This is a genomic window from Flavobacterium salmonis, assembly GCF_903819435.1.
Taxonomy (GTDB): Bacteria; Bacteroidota; Bacteroidia; order Flavobacteriales; family Flavobacteriaceae; genus Flavobacterium; species Flavobacterium chungangense.
On record NZ_CAIJDP010000079.1, the window covers coordinates 52,980 to 67,834 of the forward strand.

The 14,855-nt window shown below is 36.7% G+C and carries 15 protein-coding genes; 4 read left to right on the forward strand and 11 right to left on the reverse strand.

Annotated features, from left to right (window positions below; translation table 11 throughout):
* Positions 1 to 1,230 precede the first annotated feature (1,230 nt).
* The 8 genes from FLACHUCJ7_RS16760 to FLACHUCJ7_RS16795 form a co-directional block, all read right to left on the reverse strand.
* Entirely contained in the window at positions 1,231 to 1,677 is a 447-nt protein-coding gene (locus tag FLACHUCJ7_RS16760; RefSeq protein WP_230408851.1) for a bestrophin family protein, read from the reverse strand.
* A 112-nt stretch (positions 1,678 to 1,789) separates the two neighbouring features.
* The gene (locus FLACHUCJ7_RS16765) at positions 1,790 to 2,491 is read right to left on the reverse strand and encodes a VIT1/CCC1 transporter family protein (protein WP_180909706.1); all 702 of its coding nucleotides are present in this window, start codon (positions 2,489 to 2,491) and stop codon (positions 1,790 to 1,792) included.
* A 103-nt stretch (positions 2,492 to 2,594) separates the two neighbouring features.
* Complete coding sequence (locus FLACHUCJ7_RS16770; RefSeq protein WP_180909707.1) at positions 2,595 to 3,089, reverse strand: DUF2231 domain-containing protein; 495 nt, start codon at positions 3,087 to 3,089, stop codon at positions 2,595 to 2,597.
* Positions 3,090 to 3,101: 12 nt separating this feature from the next.
* Positions 3,102 to 3,857, reverse strand: coding sequence for a rubrerythrin family protein (locus FLACHUCJ7_RS16775; RefSeq protein WP_180909708.1), 756 nt, complete (start codon positions 3,855 to 3,857; stop codon positions 3,102 to 3,104).
* Positions 3,844 to 4,062, reverse strand: a complete 219-nt coding sequence (locus FLACHUCJ7_RS16780) for a hypothetical protein (RefSeq protein ID WP_180909709.1) — start codon at positions 4,060 to 4,062, stop codon at positions 3,844 to 3,846. Before FLACHUCJ7_RS16780 ends, FLACHUCJ7_RS16775 begins: the two co-directional genes overlap by 14 nt.
* 91 nt (positions 4,063 to 4,153) lie before the next feature.
* Complete coding sequence (locus FLACHUCJ7_RS16785; RefSeq protein ID WP_180909710.1) at positions 4,154 to 5,530, reverse strand: sensor histidine kinase; 1,377 nt, start codon at positions 5,528 to 5,530, stop codon at positions 4,154 to 4,156.
* Positions 5,527 to 6,204 carry a response regulator transcription factor gene (locus FLACHUCJ7_RS16790; protein ID WP_180909711.1) on the reverse strand — a complete coding sequence of 226 codons (678 nt, stop codon included), beginning with the start codon at positions 6,202 to 6,204 and terminating at the stop codon, positions 5,527 to 5,529. The genes FLACHUCJ7_RS16785 and FLACHUCJ7_RS16790 overlap by 4 nt, the downstream gene beginning before the upstream one ends.
* Before the next feature lie 10 nt (positions 6,205 to 6,214).
* Entirely contained in the window at positions 6,215 to 6,679 is a 465-nt protein-coding gene (locus FLACHUCJ7_RS16795; protein WP_180909712.1) for a DUF2231 domain-containing protein, read from the reverse strand.
* Positions 6,680 to 7,010: 331 nt separating this feature from the next.
* On the opposite strand from FLACHUCJ7_RS16795, the gene FLACHUCJ7_RS16800 reads away from it, so the two are divergent.
* From FLACHUCJ7_RS16800 to FLACHUCJ7_RS16810, 3 genes are all read left to right on the forward strand, one after another.
* Positions 7,011 to 7,388 carry a hypothetical protein gene (locus FLACHUCJ7_RS16800; protein WP_180909713.1) on the forward strand — a complete coding sequence of 126 codons (378 nt, stop codon included), beginning with the start codon at positions 7,011 to 7,013 and terminating at the stop codon, positions 7,386 to 7,388.
* A gap of 104 nt (positions 7,389 to 7,492) precedes the next feature.
* The gene (locus tag FLACHUCJ7_RS16805; RefSeq protein ID WP_180909714.1) at positions 7,493 to 9,625 is read left to right on the forward strand and encodes a TonB-dependent siderophore receptor; all 2,133 of its coding nucleotides are present in this window, start codon (positions 7,493 to 7,495) and stop codon (positions 9,623 to 9,625) included.
* A gap of 21 nt (positions 9,626 to 9,646) precedes the next feature.
* Positions 9,647 to 10,744, forward strand: coding sequence for a PepSY-associated TM helix domain-containing protein (locus FLACHUCJ7_RS16810; RefSeq protein WP_180909715.1), 1,098 nt, complete (start codon positions 9,647 to 9,649; stop codon positions 10,742 to 10,744).
* A gap of 80 nt (positions 10,745 to 10,824) precedes the next feature.
* On the opposite strand, the gene FLACHUCJ7_RS16815 is transcribed toward FLACHUCJ7_RS16810, so the two are convergent.
* Together FLACHUCJ7_RS16815 and FLACHUCJ7_RS16820 are read right to left on the reverse strand one after the other, a co-directional pair.
* Entirely contained in the window at positions 10,825 to 11,496 is a 672-nt protein-coding gene (locus FLACHUCJ7_RS16815) for an IS6 family transposase (protein WP_180909716.1), read from the reverse strand.
* 592 nt (positions 11,497 to 12,088) lie between these two features.
* Positions 12,089 to 12,541 (reverse strand): Lrp/AsnC family transcriptional regulator, encoded by a 453-nt coding sequence (locus FLACHUCJ7_RS16820; protein WP_078228029.1) that lies wholly within the window; start codon positions 12,539 to 12,541, stop codon positions 12,089 to 12,091.
* A 168-nt stretch (positions 12,542 to 12,709) separates the two neighbouring features.
* Here FLACHUCJ7_RS16820 and FLACHUCJ7_RS16825 point away from each other — a divergent pair, with 168 nt between their 5' ends.
* On the forward strand, positions 12,710 to 13,702 hold the full coding sequence (locus tag FLACHUCJ7_RS16825) for a bile acid:sodium symporter family protein (RefSeq protein WP_180909717.1): 993 nt from the start codon (positions 12,710 to 12,712) through the stop codon (positions 13,700 to 13,702).
* A 118-nt stretch (positions 13,703 to 13,820) separates the two neighbouring features.
* Here FLACHUCJ7_RS16825 and FLACHUCJ7_RS16830 read toward each other — a convergent pair whose 3' ends face one another.
* Complete coding sequence (locus FLACHUCJ7_RS16830) at positions 13,821 to 14,852, reverse strand: methionine synthase (protein ID WP_180909718.1); 1,032 nt, start codon at positions 14,850 to 14,852, stop codon at positions 13,821 to 13,823.
* Between the last annotated feature and the right edge of the window lie 3 nt (positions 14,853 to 14,855).

Genomic DNA, 14,855 nt, shown 5'->3' on the forward strand with positions numbered 1-14,855 from the left:
GCAGCTAAAACTTTTACTTATATAATGAAAACATATGATGATGCAAAAAAATAAATAACTCCGATTATGAAAGTCAGTTACAAAATCTCTTCTCATTGTTATTTTTTTACATTTCTCCACTTAACTAGTCGACACCACTAGTATATAAGGACACGATAAATATAAATATTTCAAAGCAGAGCGCACTTTAAAAAAAACCGACACTAATAAAAACCTTCAAAAGGAAATAATTTAATAATTAAGAATATATTACTTCTTTACGGAACAATAATAACCAAAAAAAACAATCAAATTTGCAGTTGTTGCAAAACATTCTATATAAGATATTGATAAACTTTTTGGGGGAAGTTTACTATTATATTTAGCTCTCTTGATTTAAATATAATCAATATCTAAAAGCTTGGGTATTTTACCAAAGTCAGCTGTATAGATCTATAAAAATTCAATTACTGGCTGTTTGCCGGTAATTGAATTATATAAAAACAAATTAATATAGAATTTAAAGTCAACATTCTTTTATCTGATTTGTTTAAGTACAGGAATCTTTAGTAAAATATTCCCCCAATTCATGTAAGCTGTTCAAAAAAATAAATTAAAAGTATTTCATGCATCATATTTATCAAAATAGTTTTGGAGAAATATACACTGATCGGATTATCCTTATGGTAAATAGTCAAAAAAAAACTTTCTCCATAAAAAATATCAAAAAAATTCGATTTATCAAAAGAAAAACATTCACTTTATATTATGTTATTTTACTAACAGCAGCACTATTTTTCACTATTCTTCAGCCATCAGAACAATCCCTAATTATAGTTTTAATTGCATTAGTGCTTACTCTGATCAGTTTCAATTTAAAATTAAATCAGCACAAAATAATCATAATTATACAAAATGATTTCTTAAAAATTGATGTTAAAAAAAAAATAAGCAGTGATGCAGAAAATCTAATTAACTACTTAAAACAATTGCACAAGCTCTAAAAAGTCAACATATATTGTACTTATTTTGCAACTAAAATCATCTAGAATTACGGCAGCTTATAACAAAATTATTTGTAAATTAGAATTTTATTTTTGGAAGTGTTATCGTATAATTACTAACACTAAGTTTACTGCGTCTGGACCTTCCTCGGTTATCCAATCAAAAAATGAATGAGTATTTTAAAGGAAATTGCAATTTTATGCAAAATTGATAAAAATCTTACTTGATTATCTTTTTCCAAGACAGTTACTTAGGAAATTGGGTAAGAATAGAAAATGTGTCTTTGGATGATGTGATATGCAAATATTTTAATTGTCTAATAAACAAAATGCTTAAATCGATTGTTTTTTTTGCTTTGAGTCTTAAATCAGTTTGTTCTGTTTCTTTAAAATGACTTTCATTACCATAATACGCATATATCTTTGTGACAAAGCTTCTGGTATTATTGGTTAATTCGCCAAAAATCTTTCTTGCTTCCCACCATCTATCATAAGCAGAATTCATTCTAAACCCAAGGAAGAATGCCACTGCAAGACCAAATACAGAACCTATTTGACCTGATATCTTATAAATGTGATCACCAAGGTATTCTTCCAGACCAAGTACAATAACGGTGTATATCGTTGTAATAATAATGAAAGGCATTGCAATTTTCGACAATTGAACGAGCCTTTGTTTTTCAGTTTTTATCATTTCAAAATGTTCTATATCAATTTTATTCGCGGTTTATAACTAACTTCGACGATCTAACATTGCATGATTATTTAATAGAGTATCAGTACCTAATTTATAAAAGAGGCGGCAACTATACTTTAATTCCGAAAAGATAACCTACCGTTGCAGAGAGCCCCATAGCGATTGTACCCCAAATAGTAATACGTAAGATTGCTTTTTTAATGCTTGAACCTCCTGTTTTTGCTGCAATTGTACCTAAAATAATTAGAAAAACTATGGTAAAAGCATACATCCAGTATTCCATATTTTTTATCGGTGCAAAAAGAATTACCAGCAGTGGTAAAACACCTCCCACGGTAAACGCCGCCCCTGATGCGCCAGCTGCCTGAATTGGATTAGCCTGGCTAATTTCGTTTATTCCTAATTCATCCCTGATATGCGCTGCCAATGCATCTTTCTCGGTCAATTCGATGGCTACCTGTATAGCGGTTTCTTTCTTGAGGCCTCTCTTCTCATAGATCTGCGCCAATATTTGCAACTCTTCTTCAGGCATTTCCCGCAGTTCTTCAATTTCTCGTTCGATATCGGCTTTCTCCGTGTCGGTTTGAGAACTTACCGAGACATATTCTCCTGCCGCCATAGATAAGGCTCCTGCCACCAGGCCAGCAACGGTGGCTAAAATTATGGGCTCTCGTGTTGAACTAGCCGCCGCAACGCCAATAGCCAGACTGGAAATAGATATAATCCCATCATTTGCGCCGAGTACTGCAGCTCTTAACCAATTACTTCTGTGGATGTAATGGCTGTCTAAATAGTTATCGATTGTTATCATTTTTAGTTTTTGAATTTAAATTTAACACTATTGTTGGTTTAAAAAAAGCGATTCGGTAGGGAATCGCTTTTATAGAGTTGTGATTTTGTTAAGGCAATACTCTTTAATCGTCATCGCCTTCTTGTTCGCCTCCTTGTTCTCCTTGGGTTTGCGATGTGCCTGATGCAATTTCGGTATGCCTGATTTGTCCGCCCAAGTAACCTGTACGAGCGACCAATCCAAAGCTGATTAGTGCTAAAACGAGAGCAGCTATTGCCACCGGTCTTGCAAAAGTGCTTTTTGTAATATTGAGGTAGATTCCTATTAAAGCCGTGGCACCTACTATAATCAAAGCCACCAATGCATAACTGGCAAAATCAGTATGTTGCTCGATTATACTCTCAGAAATCCCCTGGATGTTTTCCACTGTTTCTTCGGCAGCTTCGCCGGTTAAATAGGCTATTGCTGCACCTATAGCTGAAATTACCAGCAAATAGTATGATGCCAATTGAGTGGTATCACTTTTTTTCCACATGCCGTACCCCAGGACTAAAGTTCCCAAAAGTGAACCAAAAATAGGTAGGTGTGTAATTAACAAATGTATATGGGTCTGGTCCATGATTTCTATTGTTTAAAGTGAATTAATTTTAACAAACTTTTCGCCGCTTGTCATTGAAATACCACAACGTTTAGGAGCTGTAGTTTCATAAGTGTTGCCACAGGTCGGACACACAAAATAAGTTGAGGGTAAAGTGTTTGCCTTGTTACTTATTAAAGCGGCCAATGCTTGTTCGTAGAATTCTTTGTGCTTTTTCTCTGTTTTGTACGCATAGTTTAAACTAATCAAGGCTAATTGATTTGCTGCTGTATTTGCATCTTTAAGAAAGTTGGGATACATGGTTGTTGCTTCATAGGTTTCCCCTTTGATGGCAAACTCAAGATTTTCTTTAGTAGAAAGTACTTTAACATCAATAGTTGCTGGTTTTACAGTAACACCCATTTCTTCCAGCACTGCTTTGTGATTACCGGCATGTATTTTTTCTGCATAGGATGCAGCTTTGAACAATAAGGCAATTTCTCTATACCCTTCTTCGGCAGCTTTTTTGGAAAAAGCATCATATCGTGCTGTTGCGTTGGATTCACCATTAAATGCCTCTTGTAAGTTGGTGATGGTTTTTTCTTTTGCTTCTGCCATTGTAATTGAACCCATAGCAACAGTCTTTTTATTGGTTGCCATAGCTTCTGTTGGATTTTTCATTTCTGATTTATTTTCGTCAGCCTCTTTGCAAGAACTTAAAGAAAATAGGATAGCTACAATCCCCCCCAATACGGTTACATTTTTTTTCATGATTTCTTTTTTGTTTATGGATTGATTACTCTTTTTCATTTTTTTCGTCGGCTTCATTCTCTCCTTTTTCTTCGGGCTTTACCGAATCTTTTGCTACAGCCGGCGCTGCATGTGTAGTAGCCTCGGGCTGAGCAGGAGCTGCTGTAGTTACAGGAACTGGTTCTGGTGGGGTTTCGTTGTTTTTGCAAGAAGCAACACTAAGAGTTGCTAAAAGTAATCCGAAGGTGATGATTTGCGTTTTCATAAGATAACTGATTAAAGATTTATAATAGTGTAAAGGTCAGACAGGGCGTCTTTTCCTTTTCTAAGTTCAATCTTAAAATCAGCTAAAGTATTTAGGCAGGAAACTGTAACTGAAAAGTGGTTCCTTTGCCTTTCACGCTGCTTACTGTGAGGATAATATTTAGCGCATCGCATAGGCGTTTGGCAATAGATAGGCCTAACCCATTTCCGGGAATCTGAGAGCTTCTTGATTCATCGGCCCTAAAAAAGCGGTTGAATAATAGTGGTAGTTGATCAGCATCAATTCCAACTCCTTCGTCTTTTATACTCAGTATACCGGTTGCAGCATCCCAACTAAGGAAAATCCCGCCGCCCATTTTATTATATTTTATAGAGTTGGAAATTAAATTGTCTAAAATCATTTCTAATAATAGCGGGTCTGCCCAAACTGACGTATCTGACGGAACGCTTTTTTGTATTTGGATAGCATTACTTTTGATAAGAGCCTCATGATTTTTGATAATTTTTTTGATTGCAGGTTCCAGAAAAAAATGTTCTTTTTTAGTTACCAATGTTGTTGATTCGAGTTGGGCCAGTTGCAAAAGTTGGTCGTATAATTGTGATAGTCTATTGGTTTGCAGTAATACTTCGCGCATTTTTTCTTCATACCGTTCGGCTGTCCTGGGTTTTCTTAAAAGCACCTCGATAATCCCTTTTATTGCCGCCAGTGGTGTCTGCATTTCGTGGGATGCATCTGAGGTGAATTGTTTTTGTTGGTAGAAACTACTTTCCAGCCGGTTCAACAATTCATTGATAGTAGTGGCTAATTGGTATATTTCATCCTCATTTTCGGGAAGAGGTAAGCGTGAATTTATGTTGGAGTAATTGATTTTAGCAGTTGATTCAATCAATTGATGAATTGGTGCTATGGCTTTGGAAGCCACAAAACTCATGATGAAGTACAAAATAGATAAGATAAAAATATAGATTACAGAAAGCACAATCAGCAAATTGTGTAAAACATTATAGGATTCCTGTTGTGATACACCGATTGTAAGTTGCCCAATTATTTTTTTATCATTATTATAAACAGGGAATTGGCCTTGTCGTATTCTTTGATTATTTATCGTTGCGTTGTAAAAGGTGGTCGCTTTATTTTTTGGATCAAAAAGAAAGTGATTCTCTTGTAAATTGGCCGATTTAAAAACTGTTTCACCATTCAAATCGACGATTTGTATGAAAGTGGGATTGACTTCAAGCTGTTTGTGCTCTGCTTCTTCCCACTCGGGCATTTTGTTCATGATGATGGTATCCTCTTCCCAATCTAAATTAGAAAAAACTTCCGCTTTTTCGGTAGTAATATCATCGTCTAGGTGCTTGTAGGAAGTATAATAGACTACACCATAAATAGTGATAAAAGCGATAGCTGTTAATGTAGCGATCGCAATTAAATTATAGGTAGCAATTCTTTTCTTAAAACTTAGTTTCATTCCTCTTGGTTAATTCTATAGCCAACCCCTCTGATGGTCTGGATAAAAGATTCTGAATTTTTTTCGTCCAGTTTTTTTCGTATGCCATTAATAAAAACATCGATAACGGCGGTATCTTTATCAAAATGAACATCCCATATTTTTTCCATGATGCGTGTACGGCGGCATACTTTTCCCTTGTTGCGTAACAGCAGTTCGAGTAGTGCAAATTCCTTTTGTGTCAGGATGATTTGTTTACCTGATTTCGTTACTTCATGTATATCAATATCCAATTGAATATCTCCAATTTTAAAAACGGATTGTTCCCCAGTTTTTTTACGCATTAGAACTCTGATGCGCGCTAATAATTCTTCGAAAGCAAAAGGCTTTTTCAGATAATCATTGGCTCCTGTCTCCAAGCCAAAAACAGTATGATCTACTGTATTTTTAGCGGTTAGGAAAATAATAGGAACCTCCTGGTTTACTTTGCGGACACTCCGGCAAATCTCAATACCGCTAACACCCGGCAGCATCCAATCGAGTAACATGATATCATACTCGTTTACGAAATCCAAAGCCATTTCAAGACCTTTTCTGCCATTATCGGCTAAATCGACAGCAAAGCCTTCTTCTTCAAGTCCCTCTTTTAAGAAACCTGAAATGGACGATTCATCCTCTACTAGTAAAACTCTCATTAATACTATATTATTGATTACTATTTAAATCAGGCAAGCCCAATTCTACTCCAGCTCCGTGTTTGTAGACTAATTGTCCTCCTAAATAGGCTGTACGGCTAACAGCGCCAATTACAGCAGCAAACAGCAAAACACTAATTACTTTGAACCATTTACTTTGTAACTTAAAAAATACTGTAGCAGCATACAGCAGGCATGTTCCCATGGCGAGCCACATTGTTATAATAGCAGCCTCTTCATGCATGCCTATTGCCCTTCCTAAAGTACCCTCTTCCATTCCTTCTCCCGCAGCATCGCCTGATAGATAAGCAACAATAGTCCCAAATGTACCTAATATTAATAAATAAAAAGCTGCTTGATTAAAAAATGGCTTCCGTATTAAATGCCCCACTAATTCGCTTAGAAACCCAATGATAAGTAATGCAATGGGAAAATGTATTACCATAGCATGCAGATGTGTAGAAGATATCATCATATTTTATTTTTATACAAAGATGTAACACTATGGATTTGGAATAGGTTAGTAATTTCTTAAGATTAGCTAAAGGTTCGTATAGAACGTACAGCGGGAAGAGCTCATTAAAAATAATATACAATTAACGATAATGATCACTCAAATCAGGTTCTGGTAACAATTCTTAATACTTGATTAATCTGGTTTCAGAGCAAATTAAAGCAACCAAAAAAATACTGCTTAAGTTATTATTAATAAGCAAAGTGCTGCTTTTGGCTTAAGTAAAGAAGAACTTTCGTTTAAAATAAAAACAAAAAATGGTACTTTTGCGCCCGTAAACAAAACAGCAACGTTGAAAAAGTACCTAATCATACTGCTTGGCTGCAGTATTTTACTGCCCTCATTGGGCAGTGTGTTTCTTTACGCATCTTTTAAGCTCGAGCAGCAGGAGATTGTAAAGACCATCTGCGTACAGCGAAAAATGGTTTTCAATACCTGCAACGGGCGCTGTGAACTTCAAAAGAGCCTGAAGAAATACGAGGACAACGAAAAGAAAATGCAGGACAGCCTGAAAGGAAAAACAGAGCAGGTCTGCATCCTGCATACTTCGGATAACAATTTTGCATTAACCGCGCCTATCGCAGTCAAAGCAGACTTTCCCGATAGATTCGACAATAAGCCTGTTTCAGTTTCAGCAGAGAATCTGCGTCCCCCTTCCCTTTTTATATAAATTTTACTTTCCATTTCAATTCGTATTGGAATGATTTTTCATTGTGACAAACAATGAAGGAGTGCCTGCACTCTAATCAAATTACAATTATATAAAATTACAAAATGAAAAAACAGATATTTTTTGCGCTGGCCCTGGCGGCTTCCCTGCAGCTCTATGCACAAAAAAAGGACAGCATCCCGGGTAAATATACCCTAATGGACGAAGTGATTATTGAAGGGGTCAGAAAATCTAAGGACGTATCGAGCGAACTGGCCTCAAAACTCCCGATTAAAAACTTAGAAAACCCCCAGGTTACCGCTTCGGTTTCCCCGCAGCTGATTAAAAACAGAAATTTTTACACCCAGGGCGAAATGCTGCACAATGCCGCTGGTGTTGCCCCGAGCTGGGCCGGTATTTCCCCGTATTATTCCATTAGGGGATTTCGTACGCGTTCGAGTTTTAGAAATGGCGTAAACGGTTATGTAGCCTCTGATATGGATCCGGTCAGCATAGCACAGCTTGAGGTTATCAAAGGACCAAGCGCCGTAATTTTCGGAGGCGGCGGCGCTACTATGATTACTTTCGGCGGGCTGATTAATCGTGTAACTGTAAAACCTCAGCGTACTGCCTTTGCCGACATTAGTGCAACGGGCGGATCTTACAACCTGCAGCGGGCCACCCTTGATATCAACAGACCTCTTGACAAAGACGGAAAGGTTCTTGCCCGAATAACCAGCGCTTATACCTACAAAGGTTCTTTTCAGGACCAGGGTTTTTCAAAAACATTTTTTTTAGCTCCCAGTATTTCTTACAAGATTAGCGATGATTTAAATATCCAGCTTGATGCCGAAATTCTAAACAAAACTGCTACCAATAATCCACTGTACCAAGTGGCTTTGGGGACTGCTAAATCCTCCGGGGAACTGAATCTGGATTATCTGCGCTCCTTCCAGGACAATACGGTAACTTTGAATAATAAAGCGGTAAATATTTACGGAAAAATCATTTACAGGCTTTCAGAAAATTGGAAATCCCAAACCAATTTAATTTCCATCAACAATAAAACCCCGGGAGATTATATAAGGTTGAGACTCGATGATGACAGCCAGAATGTGACACGAAGAGTGTACAGAATGTATCCGGAAAATATTACCAGTCAGCAAATCCAGCAAGACTTTGTTGGGAATTTCAAAATTGGCAGTATTAAAAACCGACTAATTACGGGTGTTGAATATTATCATTATCTGTACGGGATTGCCAGTAAATCTATGAATTTTACTAAAGTTTCGGCCACTGCTGCAGATCCTCAAAATGCTTATTTCAATAATGAATATATTTCTGATCAACTGGCCTTAAAACCCTATGGAGAGAACTATAAGGCAATTCAGGATCATTATTCCCTATATGCTTCAGATGTGATTAACCCATTGAAGAATTTAAGTGTGATGCTCAGCGCGAGAATCAATTATATTGATAACAAAGGGACAGAGGATTTGTTAACAGAAACAACTACCGGGGCTTATACACAAACGGCTATTTCTCCGAAATTGGGAATTAATTACCAGATTGTTTCTGAAAGAATTGCATTGTTTGCCAATTATATGAATGGTTTTCAGCCTCAGGCACCGCAATCAGTAAACGGTCAGATGACCAATTTTGAGCCCGTTTATGGAAATCAATGGGAATCGGGCGTTAAAATCTCTCTGCAAAAGAACCTGCTGGATGCCGTTTTGAGTTATTATACTATTGATGTAACCAATGTGGTAAGGCAGGATCCAAATGATTCGGCTTCCTATCTGCAGAATGGCGAGCAGCGCAGTAAAGGTTTTGAAGCAGATTTAGAATCAAATCCGATGGCAGGATTGTTTTTGCATGCAGGTTTTGCTTATAACGACAGTAAGCTTATAGTCTCTGATGCACTTACTCAAGGACTCAGACCTGTAGATGCCGGTCCTAAACTTTCCGGAACCTGGTATATCAATTACGCTGCGCAGTCAAAAGCTTTGAGCGGGTTTTCTTTAGGCCTGGGCGGCAGTCATTATGGTAAAGATTTGATGATTAACAACGCTAATGGTTCTTTTTCCACTAATGCTTATACCTTAATCAACTCGGTTCTGAGTTTTGAGAAAACAGGATATGTTTTTTCTCTTTCTGCTAATAATCTGCTCAACGAGTATTATTGGTATGGCGGCCGTGGTATGATTACCCCGGGAGTGCTGCGTGAGGTTATCTTATCTTTAAAATTAAAATTATAAAGCTGTTATTTAGAACTTAAAGTGAAAAAAATCACAAAAATATCATTTCAGCTGCACAGCTACCTCGGATTATTTTTCGGGGTGCTGTATTTGTTTTTTGGAATTTCGGGCGCAATGCTGGTTTTTAAAAAAGACATTGAGTATTTCAATAACCCGCCCATGCATTACTGTGTGAAGGGCAGTAAAACCATTTCATTAAACCAGATGTATCATAAAGTCTCTGAGCGTTATCCTCAGGCAAGACAGATTATGCTGCATACTTTTCCAAGAAATACGCGCGATACCTACGAATTTATGATTTTTAATTATCAGGATAAGGTGACCGATAATTATCTCTACTGCTGTATGGTAGACCCTTATACTGGAAAAATTATAAGAGAGGGTGATTTTGGCTCTTTTGAGTCTCCATTTTTTCGCTGGCTGTATCTTGCGCACTACTCACTTTTAATTGATAAACCAGGCAGACTTATAACAGCCATTGCAGGCCTTGCTTTACTGCTAAACTTAATTGCGGGTGTGATTATTTATCGTAAAAAGATATTTGCTACTCTTATGTTCCGGGAGAAGTTAAATCGTAAATCCGCCAGAACCCTTAATTCATCACTGCACAGGATTATCGGTGTCTGGACTCTGTTGTTTAATTTCATTCTTTTTTTTACCGGTTTCTGGATGAACAAAAGCCTCTTTTTACCTGCTGAATGGGAATTAATCCCGAAAAAAGAAGTGAATTATCAGGCAAAGGCAGATATAGACCAAGTGATAAAACAGGCCAGGGAAATTCCCAATTTCAGGCCAATTGCCGTAAAAATTGCTGCTGATAAAAAAACGGACATTGTTGTAAGCGGCGAGTTTTCTAATACCAAAAACCCTCTGTATTTGGGTAAAGGCAGCGATGTTTATTATGACAGTGATACCGGTAAGCGGACCAAAACAATACGCATTGAAGAAAAACCATTTTCCGATAGGTTTTACTGGATGATGAAACAGCTTCACCGGGGTGATTATGATAATTTGTTTGTTAAAATACTTTACGTCATTGCCGGACTGAGCCCCGCAGTGCTTTCTATTACGGGATTTTTTCTTTGGAAAAGAAAAGGTAGAAAGAAAGCAGACCGCTAAAAAACGTAGATAATACATTATCTTGCATCTTGTGCGGTTCTGTCGCATCTGTCAGAATCAAATATAAGAATTTAAGTCATTTAAAAATTAGCTCGCCAATTACAGAATGATTTAAACATAGATATCCCTGGTCTAATCATCTGATTCTTTCTAAGCATATGCACAACTTCAATTCCACTCAATGTTCGTCTTGCTGATTCAAAGTTTTTAAAGCCTAACCCGTTTTGTATCCTCCATTTTATAAATCGATGGTCCTGTTCTGCAATATTGTTAAGATATTTACACTGCCGAATTTTAATCTTTGAGAACGAACGCTTATTATAGACTTTGATCGCTGCGATATTAGAACCGCTTTTATCAATGTTTATTACTCTTGGTATGCAGTTATTACTAATTGCTTTAATTAGAAAAGACTGAGCGCTCATTCTTTGTCTTCTTCTGGTCAAAAGAAAGTCAACCGTATTGCCTAATTTATCTACTGCTCTATATAAATAACACCAAATACCTTTTACTTTGATATAAGTCTCATCCAATCTCCAGCTTGTCCCCACTCTAACCTTTCTCTTCTTGATCTCCGACTCAATGAAAGGTGTAAACTTATAAAACCAGCGCTGAATGGTAGCATGATCAACATGAACTCCTCGCATTTTCATGATCTCTTCAACATCCCGGTAACTAAGGGTAAATCTTAATTTAAAATACACTGCCTGAAGAATAATAGATTTTGGATAGCTATGACCTGCGGTATTCATTTTTTTTTAGTTTTAAAATTCCAAAGATAAAAGCTATTCCCAAATGCGACAGAACCACGGAAACTCTGCATTTTAAATATTTATAATATATTTGTAAAACAAAAAGAATAATACTACTGTCTGTTAATTAGTTAGTATTTTAATTTTTGTGAATGATTTAATATTGAAATAGTAAAATTGAATTTGGGTGCAGAATCGGTGCACAGAGGTTCAAGACATAAATAAAAGTGGCATTTACAGCGGTTTCAGGCGTAAAGTTCGAATCTTGCTCTCCCCACAAAAAGGGTAAAACCTGTAAATCCTAAGATTTACAGGTTTTTTTTGTTTTATACAGTTTTTCAAATTTTTTAAAACTGCTCAAAATCTATATGGCAAAATCGTGGCAAAAAATCGATGCCTTAATACATTTTCTGCCACAAAAGCTAAGGCGAATTTTAAAAATAATCGCCAACATAAGTTTTGCGGCAGAAACTTAGTAAACTACTTAATTTGGAAAAGTAGGACCTTTACGAAATCAAGCTATTAGTTTAGGAAAAATTTATGCAACAGATAAAAAACTTTGCTAATTTCAAATAAATATACCATCATAGAACTATCCATACATGTTTTTTATCTCCGACATAACAAATGTACTTTGGGTACTCCCTATGCTTTCAACTGATCCCAATTTATTAAACACAAAATCCTGATAATGCTTCATGTCTTTGGCAGAAACTTTCATTAAAAAATCGTAATCACCTGAAATATTGTAACATTCCACAACTTCTTCTATTTTCATAATATCGCTAACAAACTGATTCCCAATATTACGATCGTGGTGTTTAAGTTTGATATTACAGAAAACAATGAATCCCCTGTTTAATTTTTCTGCATCAAGGAGTGCTATATATTTCTTAATATAACCGCTGTTTTCCAATCTTTTAATACGCTCAAAAACTGGCGATGCCGAAAGATTTACCATCTTTGCCAGTTCTTTTACTGTGTATTTAGAATTATCGTGAAGTATATTTAGTAACTGAAGATCAATATCGTCTATCTGCTCCATAGAATATTTTACTTAAAATAGGTTGAATTAATTTGCGAAAAAGAATAATAATCTTCAAATATAACAAAAAACAATACAAAAACCTTATTTTAATTAAATATAAGATTTAACGGCTTGCAAAACTTATTTTTGCCGTATAAAAATCTAAAAATAAAAATTAAGAACACATTGAAGAAATTATTAGAAGTATTACGTAAAGCAGGTTTCGACGGTTTCCTGTTAATGATAGGAACCATGATACTGCTGGCCTATTTTTTGCCAAAGCCAGGCTTGGTTAAAGAACCTGTTTCGCTGGAGGATATTGCCAATGTAGGCGTATCGTTTATTTTCTTGTTTTATGGCTTACGACTGAGTGTTGAGAAACTAAAAGCCGGGCTTGCTAACTGGAAAATGCACATTGTCGTTCAGTTGACAACTTTTTTGTTTTTTCCGCTTATCGTTTTAGCATTTCGTCCCTTGTTCGTCAACGCTGGCTTTGAGTTGCTTTGGTTAGGTGTATTTTTTCTGGCAGCTTTACCATCCACAGTTTCCTCTTCTGTGGTTATGGTTTCTATCGCCAAAGGCAACATTCCCGCAGCCATTTTCAATGCGAGTATTTCCAGTTTGATTGGAGTAGTTGTTACACCGCTCTGGGTTGGGCTGTTCATAGCTTCTGCAACAGGCGATTTTGATATCACTGATATCGTCATAAAGTTGGTTCTTCAAGTCTTGTTGCCTGTTATCATTGGCATCAGCCTCAACTCCCGTTTTGGGGCCATTGCTGAAAAATATAAGAAACAGCTCAAATATTTCGATCAGGCAGTCATCCTTACCATCATTTACACATCGTTTTGTAAGTCATTCTCCGAACATCTTTTCGAAGGCTTCACTGCATTTGAACTTGCTGGACTTGCTACAGGGATGATGGTCTTGTTTTTTGCCGTATTCCTTTGTGTAGGACTACTCAGCCGCTTGCTTGGTTTTTCAGATGAAGATCGTATTACTGTGTTATTTTGCGGATCTAAAAAGTCATTGGTACACGGCACCGTCATGTCAAAAGTGCTTTTTCAGCACAGTACCATTACCGGCATCGTATTGTTGCCACTCATGCTTTACCATGCCTTGCAATTGATTGCAGCCAGCATCATCGCTCAGGGTATGGCTCGACGAAAAGAAGTATAATTTTTAGAGCCAATCCCGGAACGGAGTCTCTAGATTCATTTGTTAGTCCGTAGAGTCGTTAAACCTACGGACAGAGGAGTCAAAAAAAGAACCCCGTTTTTCTAATTAATACATTGAACTAAATAGCGAATTCTTTGCGTATAATTGCTGCTCCTGCGCTTAAAGCATTTAACTTACCTCTAGCTACGTTTCGAGCTAACGGAGCCATACCGCAGTTTGTAGAAGGGTAAAGATTTTCAATATTTACAAACTCCAGCGCTTTACGTAGCGTATCAGCTACTTCTTCGGGTGTTTCAATAGTGTTGGTTGCCACATCAATGGCACCTACCATTACTTTTTTACCACGAACAAGTTCCATTAAATTATAAGGTACATTTGAGTTATGACATTCTAATGACACAATATCAATTTTAGATTTTTGAATTTTCGGAAAAATTTCTTCGTATTGACGCCACTCTGAACCCAATGTTTTTTTCCAATCAGTGTTGGCTTGTATTCCGTAACCGTAACAAATATGTATAGCAGTTTCGCATTTTAAACCTTCAATGGCTCTTTCCAATACTGCCATTCCCCAATCGTTTACTTCATCAAAGAATACATTAAATGCAGGTTCATCAAACTGGATAATATCTACCCCTGCATCTTGCAGTTCTCTTGCTTCTTTATTGAGCGCTTTTGCAAATTCCCACGCCAATTTTTCTCGGCTTTTGTAATGGTCATCGTATAAGGTATCTACCATTGTCATCGGACCAGGCAAGGCCCATTTTATAGGCTTATTAGTCTGTTTACGTAAAAATTTAGCATCATCAACAAAAACTGATTTTTGACGTGCAACCTGATCTACAACAACAGGAACACTTGCATCATAACGGTCACGGATTTTTACAATCTTACGATTTTCAAAATCTACACCGCTTAAGTGCTCGATAAAAGTCGTTACAAAATGTTGACGTGTCTGCTCACCATCACTAATGATATCAACCCCTGCCAATTGTTGTTCATGCAAAGAAATACGCAAAGCATCTTGTTTCCCTTCAAATAAATGATCTCCCTCTAATTTCCAAGGTGACCAAAGTTTTTCAGGTGGAGCAAGCCAGGCAGGTTTGGGTAAACTTCCAACAATTGAGGTGGGTAATAGTAATTTCTTCATAAT

What these genes read in the sequence shown, in the direction of transcription:
- FLACHUCJ7_RS16820 (WP_078228029.1), bottom strand. Translation starts at nt 12,541, where the DNA reads ATGGAGCAGATAGACGATATTGATCTTCAGTTACTAAATATACTTCAC.
- FLACHUCJ7_RS16770 (WP_180909707.1), bottom strand. Translation starts at nt 3,089, where the DNA reads ATGGACCAGACCCATATACATTTGTTAATTACACACCTACCTATTTTT.
- FLACHUCJ7_RS16795 (WP_180909712.1), bottom strand. Translation starts at nt 6,679, where the DNA reads ATGATGATATCTTCTACACATCTGCATGCTATGGTAATACATTTTCCC.
- FLACHUCJ7_RS16805 (WP_180909714.1), top strand. Translation starts at nt 7,493, where the DNA reads ATGAAAAAACAGATATTTTTTGCGCTGGCCCTGGCGGCTTCCCTGCAG.
- FLACHUCJ7_RS16815 (WP_180909716.1), bottom strand. Translation starts at nt 11,496, where the DNA reads ATGAATACCGCAGGTCATAGCTATCCAAAATCTATTATTCTTCAGGCA.
- FLACHUCJ7_RS16760 (WP_230408851.1), bottom strand. Translation starts at nt 1,677, where the DNA reads ATGATAAAAACTGAAAAACAAAGGCTCGTTCAATTGTCGAAAATTGCA.
- FLACHUCJ7_RS16790 (WP_180909711.1), bottom strand. Translation starts at nt 6,204, where the DNA reads ATGAGAGTTTTACTAGTAGAGGATGAATCGTCCATTTCAGGTTTCTTA.
- FLACHUCJ7_RS16780 (WP_180909709.1), bottom strand. Translation starts at nt 4,062, where the DNA reads ATGAAAACGCAAATCATCACCTTCGGATTACTTTTAGCAACTCTTAGT.
- FLACHUCJ7_RS16785 (WP_180909710.1), bottom strand. Translation starts at nt 5,530, where the DNA reads ATGAAACTAAGTTTTAAGAAAAGAATTGCTACCTATAATTTAATTGCG.
- FLACHUCJ7_RS16775 (WP_180909708.1), bottom strand. Translation starts at nt 3,857, where the DNA reads ATGAAAAAGAGTAATCAATCCATAAACAAAAAAGAAATCATGAAAAAA.
- FLACHUCJ7_RS16765 (WP_180909706.1), bottom strand. Translation starts at nt 2,491, where the DNA reads ATGATAACAATCGATAACTATTTAGACAGCCATTACATCCACAGAAGT.
- FLACHUCJ7_RS16830 (WP_180909718.1), bottom strand. Translation starts at nt 14,852, where the DNA reads ATGAAGAAATTACTATTACCCACCTCAATTGTTGGAAGTTTACCCAAA.